This is a genomic window from Pseudomonas guineae (assembly GCF_900113745.1).
Taxonomy (GTDB): Bacteria; Pseudomonadota; Gammaproteobacteria; order Pseudomonadales; family Pseudomonadaceae; genus Aquipseudomonas; species Aquipseudomonas guineae.
Genome location: NZ_FOQL01000006.1, coordinates 50,419 through 63,417 on the forward strand (window position 1 = coordinate 50,419; position 12,999 = coordinate 63,417).

General features: G+C 60.7%; 10 protein-coding genes. 5 read left to right on the forward strand and 5 right to left on the reverse strand.

All coding sequences use genetic code 11. From position 1 onward, the window contains the following. Positions 1 to 109: 109 nt before the first annotated feature. From BMZ32_RS17665 to BMZ32_RS17675, 3 genes are all read right to left on the reverse strand, one after another. Positions 110 to 1,345: an aspartate aminotransferase family protein gene (locus BMZ32_RS17665; protein ID WP_090244438.1), complete on the reverse strand. Its 1,236-nt coding sequence runs from the start codon at positions 1,343 to 1,345 to the stop codon at positions 110 to 112. A gap of 254 nt (positions 1,346 to 1,599) precedes the next feature. Beyond that, positions 1,600 to 2,802, reverse strand: coding sequence for a patatin-like phospholipase family protein (locus tag BMZ32_RS17670; RefSeq protein WP_090244440.1), 1,203 nt, complete (start codon positions 2,800 to 2,802; stop codon positions 1,600 to 1,602). A gap of 112 nt (positions 2,803 to 2,914) precedes the next feature. Then, the gene (locus BMZ32_RS17675; RefSeq protein WP_090244442.1) at positions 2,915 to 3,841 is read right to left on the reverse strand and encodes a lipid A biosynthesis lauroyl acyltransferase; all 927 of its coding nucleotides are present in this window, start codon (positions 3,839 to 3,841) and stop codon (positions 2,915 to 2,917) included. Positions 3,842 to 3,984: 143 nt separating this feature from the next. Between BMZ32_RS17675 and minC the strand changes: the two genes are divergently transcribed. From minC to BMZ32_RS17695, 4 genes are all read left to right on the forward strand, one after another. Then, positions 3,985 to 4,710 (forward strand): septum site-determining protein MinC, encoded by a 726-nt coding sequence (minC, locus tag BMZ32_RS17680; RefSeq protein ID WP_090244444.1) that lies wholly within the window; start codon positions 3,985 to 3,987, stop codon positions 4,708 to 4,710. Positions 4,711 to 4,801: 91 nt separating this feature from the next. After that, positions 4,802 to 5,617, forward strand: coding sequence for a septum site-determining protein MinD (gene minD / locus BMZ32_RS17685; RefSeq protein WP_090244446.1), 816 nt, complete (start codon positions 4,802 to 4,804; stop codon positions 5,615 to 5,617). Then, a complete protein-coding gene (minE, locus tag BMZ32_RS17690) occupies positions 5,614 to 5,868 on the forward strand; it encodes a cell division topological specificity factor MinE (RefSeq protein ID WP_025165363.1) in 255 nt (84 codons plus the stop codon). Before minD ends, minE begins: the two co-directional genes overlap by 4 nt. A gap of 56 nt (positions 5,869 to 5,924) precedes the next feature. Beyond that, positions 5,925 to 6,560: an RluA family pseudouridine synthase gene (locus tag BMZ32_RS17695; RefSeq protein ID WP_090244448.1), complete on the forward strand. Its 636-nt coding sequence runs from the start codon at positions 5,925 to 5,927 to the stop codon at positions 6,558 to 6,560. Between the two features lie 137 nt (positions 6,561 to 6,697). On the opposite strand, the gene BMZ32_RS17700 is transcribed toward BMZ32_RS17695, so the two are convergent. Beyond that, positions 6,698 to 8,299, reverse strand: a complete 1,602-nt coding sequence (locus BMZ32_RS17700; RefSeq protein WP_090244450.1) for an ATP-binding protein — start codon at positions 8,297 to 8,299, stop codon at positions 6,698 to 6,700. Positions 8,300 to 8,318: 19 nt separating this feature from the next. Then, a complete protein-coding gene (locus tag BMZ32_RS17705; protein WP_090244452.1) occupies positions 8,319 to 9,041 on the reverse strand; it encodes a response regulator in 723 nt (240 codons plus the stop codon). Positions 9,042 to 9,758: 717 nt separating this feature from the next. Between BMZ32_RS17705 and BMZ32_RS17710 the strand changes: the two genes are divergently transcribed. Next, on the forward strand, positions 9,759 to 12,668 hold the full coding sequence (locus tag BMZ32_RS17710; RefSeq protein WP_090244454.1) for a ribonucleoside-diphosphate reductase subunit alpha: 2,910 nt from the start codon (positions 9,759 to 9,761) through the stop codon (positions 12,666 to 12,668). The last annotated feature ends 331 nt before the right edge of the window (positions 12,669 to 12,999 follow it).

A 12,999-nucleotide genomic window follows, 5' to 3' on the forward strand; every position in this document is an offset into this window, starting at 1 on the left:
CCAAGGCCGCGGCACACACAGAGACGGGCTTCCTTGCTGTTAGCTCAACCCGTCCTGGGTCGAGCGGGCACAGCCTGAACCGCCGCAATAACGACGGATCAGACCGCAATCAGGCTTGGCTGAGCTTGGCCACGGCACGCTCTAAGCACGCTAGGCCTTCATCGATATCAGCGTCTTCAACCACGAGGCTCGGGGCAAAGCGCACCACGTCCGGGCTGGCTTGCAGGACCATCACGCCCTCCACCGCCGCCGCATCAAGAATCGCCTTGGCCTTGCCTTTCCACGCATCGGAGAGCACTGCACCGATCAACAAGCCCAGGCCGCGCACTTCGCTGAACACGCCGTATTGCTGACCGATCTGCTCCAGCTTGGTTTTAAAACGCTGATGCTTGGCCTTTACCCCAGCCAGCACTTCAGGGGTGTTGATGGTGTCGATTACCGCCTCGCCCACCGCGCAGGCCAGCGGGTTACCGCCGTAGGTGGTGCCATGAGTGCCGACCGCCAGGTGCTTGGCCAGCTCAGTGGTGGTGAGCATTGCGCCAATAGGGAAGCCACCGCCCAGGCTCTTGGCGCTGGAGAGAATGTCCGGGATCACGCCGTAGTGCATGTAGGCGAACAACTCGCCGCTGCGGCCCATGCCGCTCTGCACTTCGTCGAACACCAACAGGGCATTGTGCTTGTCGCACAGCTCGCGGGCCGCTTGCAGGTAAGCCAGATCGCCCGGCAGTACGCCGCCTTCACCCTGAATCGGCTCCAGCACCACGGCGCAGGTTTTGTCCGATACCGCCGCCTTCAGCGCCTCGATATCGTTATAGGGAATATGGCTAATGCCCTGAATCTTCGGACCAAAACCGTCGGAATACTTTGGCTGCCCACCGACGCTGACAGTAAACAGGGTGCGGCCGTGGAAGCTGTTGGTCGCGGCGATGATTTCGTGCTTGTCTTCGCCAAACTTATCGAAGGCCACGCGACGGGCCAGCTTGAACGCGGCCTCGTTGGCTTCAGCGCCGGAGTTACAGAAGAACACACGATCGGCGAAGGTGGCGTCAATCAGCTTCTTGGCCAGGCGCAGCGCCGGCTCATTGGTGAACACGTTGGACACATGCCACAGCTTGCCGGCCTGCTCGGTCAGCGCGTTAACCAGTGCCGGATGGGCATGACCCAGCACGTTGACGGCGATACCACCGGCAAAGTCGATCAGCTCGCGACCGCTTTGATCCCATACACGCGAGCCAGCGCCGCGTACGGGGATAAAGGCAGCGGGTGCGTAGTTAGGCACCATCACTTGGTCGAAATCGGCGCGCTGCACCGGGTGACGCTTCACCGGGTCGTGCTGAACAGACATCTGAGCTCTCCTAACGAGGAACACCTGCATTGACTAGCAGGCGACGTAACGGATTGTAGGGACTGATCCAGAGCCGGCATTGCCGCCATGCGACAACTTCTTATAGCGCCGACCCGTGGTAAACCGCTGCTTTCGCAAATGCGACAGAAAGCATCGTGAAGGCGCAGTTTAAATGCAGCTCGCCGGCCGTGGCGCGGTTTTATCCGCCAGGCGCAAAGGTTTTTAGGGCCCGCCATCCATGCCGGCGAACCGGTTCAGGCCGGCACGGGGACCCCGACCGGCACTGGCGGACGATCCAGGCTGAGAAATTCGATTAAGCGCGCCTTTTGCGCCATCGCATCCTGGTAACCCAACTCAATCAACTCATTGCAGTAACCTGGCTCGAACAGCAGGTAACTCAACACCCCCGCACCACTGGCCTTGGTTGCACCCGGCCCACGTAGAAACAGGCGCAGCGCCCTGGGCATCTCGCGTCGATGACGGGCGGCGATCAGGTCCAGCGGCTGGCTAGGTGAAATCACTAACACATCCACCGGCTTGAGCCCTAGGCCGCGCGGGTGGCGCTCGGCGGGAATCAAGCTACTCATCTGATTGAGCCGCTCAAGCATCTCAATGTCGCTTTCCAGATTATCGACAAAGGTGCTGTTGAGCATATGCCCACTGATTTGCGCCAGGCTTGGCGGGTGACTGGCCTTGGGGCGTACTACCGGCACCTGGGCTTCCGCGCCTATAGGATTATCACTGACCCCGACCACCAACACGCGGTTTGCCCCCAAGTGCAAGGCGGGACTGATCGGGGCTGACTGGCGCACTGCACCGTCGCCAAAGTATTCGCGGTTGATCTTTACCGGCGGGAAAATCAGCGGTATTGCCGCGCTGGCCAGCAGATGCTCAAGCGCTAACCGGGTAGGTACACCGACCCGTCGATGACGAAACCAGGGGTCGATGTTGCCGCGCCCCTGGTAAAAGGTCACCGCCTGACCGCTCTCGTAACCAAAGGCGGTGACGGCCACCGCCCGCAACTGGCGATGCCGCACGGCGGCGGATATACCGGTGAAATCCAGTTCGCGCGCCAGCAGCTTGGCCAGCGGTGCGCTGTCGAGCAGCGCCACTGGCACCGAGCCGCCTAAGCCCAGCAGGCTGTGACCGATAAAGCGGCTGGCCTGACGCAATACGCCCGGCCAATCACTGCGGTACACATGACGGGTATGAAAACCCTGCCACACACTGGTCAGCCGGTGCACCGCTTCGGTGAAGTGCAATGCACCGCAGGCCAGACCAACCGCATTGATCGCCCCAGCAGAGGTGCCGACTATTACAGGGAAAGGGTTGTGCGCCGCATTGGGCAGCAGGTCAGCGATGGCGGCCAGCACACCCACTTGATAGGCCGCCCGGGCGCCACCGCCGGAGAGAATCAGCCCGGTGACCGGCTGATTGGTTGAAGCAGTGTGCGGCATTGGCGAGTTCCCACTGTTTTTTCGCCAGTATAGGAGCCCGCCAGGCGCACACGAAACCATCAAGCGCCAACAAAACCGACTTAGCTGCTGAGCCCGCTAGAGGGATATCGGCTTAGCGCTTCTTTTTATACAGCTTCGGCTCGCCGTCGGGCCGGGTCTTGAAACGTCGATGTGCCCACAGATACTGCTCGGGACACGCGCGGACAGCCTGCTCGACCCACTGATTAACCCGCAGGCAATCAACCTCCTCGCTCTGCGTAGGGAAATCCGCTAGCGGCGGATGAATCACTAGGCGATAGCCCTGACCATCGGGCAAGCGCTGCTGGGTAAACGGGATCACCTGAGCACGCCCCATACGGGCGAACTTGCCGGTGGCGGTCACAGTGGCCGCCGGCACGCCGAACAGCGGCACGAATAGGCTGCGCTGCGCACCGTAGTCCTGGTCCGGCGCGTACCACACCACCCCGCCGGCGCGCAGCAGCTTGAGCATGCCGCGCACATCATCACGGCCGATCACCCCCAGCAGGCGCTGCTCGCGGCCACGGCGCTGCACATAATCAAACAGCGGGTTTTTATGTGGGCGATACATGCCATACATGTTCTGCGCCATGCCGAGCAGGCCACCGCCCATTTCCAGGGTGGTGAAATGCAGCGCCATCAGGATCACGCCCTGACCGTCAGCCTCGGCCTGACGCAAATGCTCCAGCCCTTCGATTGTGCCCAGGCGACGCAGGCGCTCGGCCGGCCACCACCAAGCCATGGCCATCTCAAAGAAGGTGATCCCGGTCGAGGCGAAGTTTTCCTTTAGTAACGCTTCGCGCTCGGCCGCCGCCATCTGCGGGAAACACAGCTCTAGGTTGCGCGCGGCAATCTTGCGCCGCGCACTGGCCAGCCGGTACATCAGCGCACCAAGACCACGACCCAGCCACAGCAGCACTTTATAAGGCAGCTGGGCAATCAGCCACAGCAACCCCAAACCCAGCCACAACAGCCAGAAACGCGGATGCAGGAAATAAGCACGGAAAACAGGACGATCCATAAAGCAGGTCCGAGGCACGCAAGAAAGCGCGGCATTCTATCAGGACTTTCCCTGAGCCTTGGTTTCGCCGCATGCAACTTGCGAGCGCGCGGCGTTCTCGCTATAAGACCGACTTACTTTTATCAGGCCGTACCAGGCAGACCATGAGCCCAGCTGATCTTCTCGAGCAAAACCCCGTATTCCAGCTAAAAGGCAGCATGCTGGCCATCACCGTCATGGAGTTAGCGTACAACGACCTCGCCCGCCTCGACCTGCAACTCAGCGAAAAAGTCGCCCAGGCTCCGGCCTTTTTCAGCAACACCCCGCTGATCCTGGCTCTCGATAAGCTGCCGGAAAGCGAAGGCACACTCGACCTGGCCGAACTAATGGCCGTCTGCCGCAAGCACGGCCTGCGCACCCTGGCCATTCGCGCCAGCCGCGCAGCCGATATTAGCGCCGCCGAAGCGCTGGACCTGCCCGTACTGCCGCCGTCGGGTGCGCGTGAGCGCCCGATTGAGCTGGCCCCGGCAAAACCGGAAAAACCAGCTGAGCCGGAGTGCAAACCGAGCAAGATCATCACCAGCCCAGTGCGTGGCGGCCAACAAATTTATGCCCAGGGCGGCGACCTGATTGTTCTGGCGCCGGTCAGCGCCGGTGCGGAACTTCTCGCCGATGGCAACATCCATGTTTACGCACCGATGCGCGGCCGTGCGTTAGCCGGCATCAAGGGCAACCTCAAGGCGCGGATTTTCTGCCAGCAAATGGGCGCAGAGCTGCTCTCCATCGCCGGTCACTACAAGGTCGCCGAAGACTTGCGCCGCGACCCTCTTTGGGGCGAAGCGGTGCATGTCTGCCTGTCGGGTGACGTGTTGAACATCACCCGCCTTTAACGGATACTGCCGCCACTTTCAAACAGGGCAGCCGGAAGCCTGAAATAGGCCATGGAACCTGCGTTATCTCTACATTTTAGGGTGAATCACCTTGGCCAAGATCCTCGTTGTTACGTCCGGCAAAGGTGGCGTTGGTAAAACCACCACCAGCGCTGCCATCGGTACCGGCCTTGCCCTGCGCGGGCACAAGACTGTCATCGTCGACTTCGACGTCGGCCTGCGTAACCTTGACCTGATCATGGGCTGCGAGCGCCGCGTGGTCTACGACTTCGTCAATGTGGTCAACGGCGAAGCCACCCTGTCGCAGGCGCTGATCAAAGATAAGCGCTTGGAAAATCTTTTTGTGCTGGCCGCCAGCCAGACGCGCGACAAAGACGCGCTGACCGAAGAAGGCGTTGAAAAAGTCCTCAATGAACTGCGCGAGAACTTCGAATACGTGGTTTGCGACTCGCCAGCCGGTATCGAAAAAGGCGCGCACCTGGCCATGTACTTCGCCGATGAGGCGATTGTCGTGACCAACCCAGAAGTGTCCTCGGTACGTGACTCCGACCGCATGCTCGGCCTGCTGGCAAGTAAATCGCGCCGCGCCGAGAAGGGCGAAGAACCAATCAAGGAACACCTCCTGTTGACCCGCTATAACCCTGAGCGCGTGATCAAAGGCGAAATGCTCGGCGTTGAAGACGTTGAGGAAATCCTCGCCATCCGCCTACTCGGCGTGATCCCTGAGTCGCAGGCCGTACTCAAGGCCTCGAACCAGGGCGTACCGGTGATCCTCGACGACCAGAGCGATGCAGGCCAGGCTTACAGCGACGCGGTTGACCGCCTGCTGGGCAAGGAAGTGGCGCATCGGTTCCTCGATGTGCAGAAGAAGGGATTCATGCAGCGCTTGTTTGGAGGTCGTGAATGAACATTTTTGACTTCTTTCGTGAACGCAAGAAAGAAACTACAGCGTCCATCGCGAAAGAGCGCTTACAAATCATCGTCGCTCACGAGCGCGGCCAGCGCAGCCAGCCGGACTACCTACCGGCCCTGCAGCAAGAACTGGTCGAGGTGATCCGCAAGTACGTCAATATCGATTCGGATCAAGTTCAGGTCGCACTGGAAAACCAGGGCAGCTGTTCCATTCTGGAACTCAACATCACCCTGCCTGATCGTTGATTGTCTAATACCCCGAAACGGCGGCCATGGCCGCCGTTTCTATTTGTGGAAAGCCCATGCCGCTGTCGAATGTCGTAATTCTCCACCAGGACGCCGCCCTGCTGGTGATCAACAAACCCACTCTGCTGCTCTCGGTGCCCGGCCGCGCCGAAGATAACCGTGATTGCCTGGTCACCCGCCTGCAGGAAAACGGCTACCCGGAAGCGCGCATCGTCCATCGCCTCGACTGGGAAACCTCAGGGATCATCGTCCTGGCGCGTGACGCCGACAGCCACCGCGAGCTGTCGCGCCAGTTCCACGACCGCGAAACCGAGAAGGCCTACACCGCGCTGTGCTGGGGCCAACCCGAGCTGGACAGCGGCAGCATCGACCTGCCCCTGCGCTACGACCCACCGACCAAACCACGGCATGTGGTCGACTTTGATCAAGGCAAACATGCGCTGACCTACTGGAAAGTGCTGGAGCGTCACGCCGAGCATTGCCGCGTCGAGCTCACGCCCATCACCGGCCGCTCGCACCAGCTGCGCGTGCACATGCTCTCGATCGGCCATCCGCTGCTCGGTGACGGCCTGTACGCCCACGCACAAGCCCTGGCCGCCTACCCGCGCCTGTGTCTGCACGCCAGCATGCTCAGCCTGACTCACCCGCAAACGGGCGAACGCATGCGCTTCGAGTGCCCAGCACCGTTTTAAGGACAGATCGCGTTGATAAGCACTGTAGGGTGGATGACGCTATTTTCATCCACCATTGCCGTTGGTGGATGGGTAAAGCGCCATCCACCCTACGAGGCTGAAAGCACTCCGTAGCCCTGATTGCATCCAGGCTGCTTTCACCCCTGCTTACGCGGCCAGATCAGGGTAAAGCACGCGCCACCCAGGCTCTCGCTGCGGCTGATTTGCGCACGACCGCTGTGCCAGTAGGTGATGCGGCGCACGATGGACAGGCCCAGACCATGCCCGCCAGAGGCGCGAGTGCGGCTGTCGTCTAAGCGTAGGAAGGGGGTAAAGATGTGCTCCCAGGCCTCTTCCGGCACGCCGGGGCCGTCATCCTCGACATCCACCCGGCAACGCTGCGAGCCTATCTGGTAACTCACCCGCACCCGCGACTCAGCATGGCGCATGGCGTTGCTCACCAAGTTCTGCAGAGCACGGTGCAAGTAGCGCAGCTCAGCCTCAACACAGGCGCCGCCGCCATCCAAGGCATCGCGTGAAGGGCCGTGCTCAACCCGCACACTGGCGCGCAGCGGCGCCAGCTCGGTAACCACTTGATCAATCAGTTCGTTGAGGTCGACCTGCTGGAAATTCAGCGCTGGTGCACCCTGCTCTAGGCGCGCGTAAGTGAGCATTTCGTCGACCAGCTTGTCGAGGTCCTGAATATCGTTGTCCATGCCCTCCATGTATTTACGCCGCGCCGCATCGGTTTGCGCATCACCGATCATCTCTAGGCCGAAACGCAGGCGCGCCACCGGCGTGCGCAGTTCATGCGACACCGCCCGCACCATCTCGCGCTGAATGCCCAAGGACCGCTGCAGGTGCTCAGCCATAGCGTTGAAGGCCGCCGCCAGCCGCGCCACCGAGTCAGTACCGCGGGTTGGCACACGGGCATCCAGGCGACCACTGGCAATCAGCGTGGCGGCAGCCTCCACATCCCTCAAGCGCTGCTCCAGCGGCCGCACCAACAGGTAAACCATCATGCCGATCAGGCTCAGGCTTAGCGCGCCGATCAGCACCAGCCACTGTGCCGGATAAGGGTCCATCTGGTATAGCGGGCCGATTTCCAGCACCCAAGGCGTGTCGACGATGCCGGAGAACACATAAATACTGTCACCGCCACGGCCCAAGGCCATCACCGTATCACCTTCATCCACGCGGCGACGTTGGTCGGGGTCGAGGTCGGCCTGATCGAGACGCACCAGGCGCAGGTCGAAACCGAAGCGCTTATCGCGCTTAAGCGCAGCCAGCCGTTGCGGCTGCTCGTCCCAGGGGTAGCGCACCAGCTCATCAATCAACAAAAAGCTGGTGGCCCGCGCCAGCTGCTCACTGACCTGCTGCACATCGGCGACCAACAACAGCGGCTGTTCCCCCAGCTGGCTGTAAATACGCGCCTCGTGCGGGCCGGTCTGCTGCACCAGTACCTGACCGCGACGCAGGTTGTTGCGCGCGCTGCTGTCGAGGCCAGCCTCAGGCAGCGACGAGACCTGCATCGGAATACCGAGCAAACGCCCCCACACCGCGACGGCGCGGCGCCGCTCAATATCCACCATCGGCGTGAGGTTATCGGCCATCAGACGGAAGGTGCCCTGGGCCAGGCGCTCGCGGTATTGATCCACGCGCATGTCGTTAAGTAGCTGCAGCGCGCCGACGCCGAGCAATGCCACCAACACCAGCACGGCCAGCATGCCGGCATAGATGCGCAGGAAGATCGAATTCATGGGCGGCTCACGGCGCGGTTCATGCCATGGCCTCGGCCGCCTCGGCAACAAACAGGTAGCCCTTGCTGCGCACCGTCTTGATCAAGCGCGGGTGCATCGGGTCATCGCCGATTTTTGGCCGAATACGCGAAATACGCACGTCGATAGAGCGGTCTTGGCCGTCGTACTCAATACCGCGCAGGGCGTTGAAGATTTCCTCGCGGGAGAGAATCCGTCCTGCGTTGGAGGTCAGCAGCCACAACAAATCGAATTCGGCACTGGTCAGCTCAATGCCCTGCTCACCCAGCCAGGCCTCGCGCATGGCACTGTCGATCACCAGCGGGCCGAACTGCAAACGCCGGCGCTCACTCGGCTCTGGCGCCTCACTGCTTTCATGACGGCGCAGCAGCGCGCGGATACGCGCCAGCAGCACGCGCGGACGCACTGGCTTGTAGACATAGTCGTCCGCGCCCATCTCCAGACCGAGCACCTGGTCCATATCATCGGTACGCGCGGTGAGCATCAGGATCGGTCCCTCGTATTGCCCACGCACCTTGCGGCAGATCGACAAGCCGTCTTCGCCCGGCAGCATCAGGTCGAGGATCACCAAGTCAGGTTGCTCCTGTAAAATTCGCGCGGCCGCCTTGGCGCCGTCCATTTCGATGGACACATTAAGGCCATTGCCCTGCAAGTACTCACGGGTCAACTCGGCCAAGCGCTGGTCGTCTTCGACAATAAGAATGTGCCACGACTGCTGTTCCACAACGGACTCCCTGACAAGACGAAAACGGTCGGCATTGTATCAATGGGCCGAGCGCTGCATAGCGCATGCCATATTTCTGTAAAAAACACTAGATGTAGTATTTACCTAAGAGATCAGTCACATCGGCGCAACCCGCACGAAAAGCCCGGCGAGCACCGACGAACGGTACACCCCAGTAGGCACGCGGGCTTGCCGCCAATCGCGCGGTTTAACCCACAATTCACCCACAACTTATCCACAGGTTGTTCTTGCTCGATCGCCTTGCAATACCCCAGATAGCGCATTATCTTGTATGCCAATCGCGCGACACCCACCATATGTTGGGTTTAGCCTAGCAACCGGACACAAATAGAATAACGCTCACACGGCCTGAACTTAGCCCGTCACCGGTTGCCTGAAACACCTTTGCAACACGTCTGCTCTAGCGCAGCAGGCCCCCCTTCAGCGTAGCGCTCAGCGCGCCTGACAACGAATAAAGCAACAGCCGCACACGCGGTTGCACCACTAGATGTAGTAGTCAAGGCGCAAAAACGCCTTGACGTGTGACTCTTGAGCCAGGAAGGCGCTTTAGTCGTACCTTCCCTGCCCAATTTGCAAGCCCCTATGTGCTCAGCCCCTGGCTGTGCCCATGGCATTGTTGAAATGGAATGAATAGCAGTAGCCGCAGTGATCGACGACAAAGCGTCTGACCTATAAATACAGAACATGGAGACTTTCATGCACACCGACACCTCCCGCGAGAACTCGCAGGCTAACGCGCCGCAGGCCACCGATGACAGCCAGAGCCTGAGCGCAACCGCGCCGGGTCAACTGCGCGTGATCAAGCGTAACGGCACCGTAGTGCCTTACACCGATGACAAAATCACCGTCGCCATCACCAAGGCCTTTCTCGCTGTTGAAGGCGGCACTGCTGCTGCCTCGTCGCGTATTCATGAAACCGTTGAGCGCCTGACCGAACAGGTTAGCGCCACCTTCAAGCGCCGCATGCCCTCCGGTGGCACCATCCACATCGAAGAAATTCAGGACCAGGTCGAGCTGGCCCTGATGCGCTCCGGCGAGCAGAAAGTCGCGCGTGACTACGTGATTTACCGCGAACTGCGCAGCCAAGAGCGTAAGCGCGAAAGCATCGACACCCCTGCTCAGCCGCACCCAAGCATCCGCGTTACCCACCTCGACGGCAGCGTTGCACCGTTGGACATGGGCCGCCTGGACACCATCATCCGCGAGGCCTGCGAAGGCCTGGCCGAAGTCGATGGCGCACTGATCCAGAAAGAAACCCTGAAGAACCTCTACGACGGCGTCGCCCAGAGCGACGTCAGCACCGCGCTGGTGATGACCGCGCGCACCCTGGTTGAGCGTGAGCCGAACTACAGCTACGTCACCGCCCGCCTGCTGATGGACAACATCCGCGCCGAAGCGCTGAACTACCTCGGTGTCGCGGTCAGCGCCACCCACCATGAAATGGTCGACTTCTACGCCCAAGCGCTGCCGGCCTACATCGCCAAAGGCATTGAGCTGGAATTGCTCAACCCCGTGCTGGCCACCTTTGACCTGGAAAAACTCGGCAAGGCGATCAACCACGAGCGCGATCAGCAGTTCACCTACCTGGGCCTGCAGACCCTCTACGACCGCTACTTCATCCACAAGGATGGCGTACGCATCGAGCTGCCACAGGTGTTCTTCATGCGCGTGGCCATGGGCCTGGCCATCGAAGAAGAGCAGAAAGAAGACCGCGCCATAGAGTTCTACAACCTGCTGTCGTCGTTCGACTACATGAGCTCGACACCGACTCTGTTCAACGCCGGCACCCTGCGCCCGCAGCTGAGCTCGTGCTACCTGACTACCGTACCGGACGACCTGTCGGGCATTTATCACGCCATCCACGACAACGCCATGCTCTCCAAGTTTGCCGGCGGTCTGGGTAACGATTGGACCCCAGTACGTTCGCTGGGCGCTTACATCAAGGGCACCAACGGCAAGTCTCAGGGCGTTGTACCGTTCCTCAAAGTGGTCAACGACACCGCAGTAGCCGTTAACCAGGGTGGCAAGCGCAAAGGCGCTGTCTGCGCCTACCTGGAAACCTGGCACATGGACATCGAAGAGTTCATCGAGCTGCGCAAGAACACCGGTGACGACCGTCGCCGCACCCACGACATGAACACCGCCAACTGGATCCCGGACCTGTTCATGAAGCGCGTGTTCGACGACGGCCAGTGGACCCTGTTTTCGCCGTCCGAAGTGCCCGACCTGCACGACCTCACCGGTAAAGCCTTCGAAGAGCGCTACGAGTACTACGAAGCCCTCACCCAGTACGGCGGCAAGATCAAGCTGTTCAAGACCATCCAGGCCAAAGATCTGTGGCGCAAGATGCTCTCCATGCTGTTCGAAACCGGCCACCCATGGCTGACCTTCAAAGACCCGTGCAACCTGCGCAGCCCGCAGCAGCATGTGGGCGTGGTCCACAGCTCGAACCTGTGCACCGAGATCACCTTGAACACCAACAAGGATGAGATCGCCGTGTGCAACCTCGGCTCGATCAACCTGCCGAACCACATTAAAGACGGCAAGCTCGATACCGCCAAGCTGGAAAAAACCGTCAACACCGCTGTACGCATGCTCGATAACGTAATCGACATCAACTACTACAGCGTGCCGCAGGCGCGTAACTCCAACTTCAAGCACCGCCCGGTGGGTCTGGGCATCATGGGCTTCCAGGATGCGCTGTACCTGCAGCACATCCCGTACGGTTCCGACGCGGCTGTTGAGTTCGCCGACAAGTCGATGGAAGCGGTTAGCTACTACGCCATCCAGGCTTCCTGTGACCTGGCCGACGAGCGCGGCAGCTACGAGACCTTCCAGGGTTCGCTGTGGAGCAAAGGCATTCTGCCGCTCGACTCGCAGCAGATCCTCATCGAGCAGCGCGGCCAGAAGTACATCGATGTTGACCTCAACGAGTCCCTGGACTGGGCGCCAGTACGTGCCCGTGTGCAGAAAGGTATTCGTAACTCCAACATCATGGCCATCGCCCCGACCGCCACCATCGCCAACATCACCGGCGTGTCGCAGTCGATCGAACCGACCTACCAGAACCTCTATGTGAAATCGAACCTCTCCGGCGAATTCACCGTGATCAACCCCTACTTGGTTCGCGACCTTAAAGCCCGCGGCCTGTGGGACTCGGTCATGATCAACGACCTCAAGTACTACGACGGTTCCGTGCAGCAGATCGAGCGCATCCCGCAAGAGCTGAAAGACCTCTACGCCACCGCGTTTGAAGTCGACACCAAGTGGATCGTTGATGCCGCCAGCCGTCGCCAGAAGTGGATCGACCAGGCGCAGTCGCTGAACCTGTACATCGCCGGCGCCTCGGGCAAGAAGCTCGACGTAACCTACCGCATGGCTTGGTACCGTGGCCTGAAAACCACCTACTACCTCCGTGCCCTGGCCGCGACCAGCACCGAGAAGTCCACCATCAGCACCAGCAAACTGAATGCGGTGTCCAATGGCGGCAATGATGGCCTAAGCGCAGCACCGGCCCAGGCCCCGGAAGTGGAAATGAGCGCCGGTCCAGCGCCAGTGCCAAAGGCCTGCGCCATCGATGAACCAGACTGCGAAGCCTGCCAGTAAGGTGTTCGGCAACGCGCGGAGCTGAGCGGCATTCGCCGCGTTACCTGCCGGAGCGGCCCCCATCACGTACATGCGTACGCTCAGGGGTTCCACTCCAGCAGGTGCCTTGCGACTACTCGCTCAGCTACACGCTCGGACGTCGAGCAAGATCAAAAGCAATACCTCGGGAGAGGGCTAAGCAACACTGCCCTCCCCACTCATTACTAGCCCCCGCCCTCACCGGCGTGGGCCTCGGGGCAACGGCCAGTCATTAGAGCCACCCCGACCAGCGGCACCCGCTTTACCCTTGCGCGCTGTACGCAACGGAACACACTTAATTTGTATATCCACA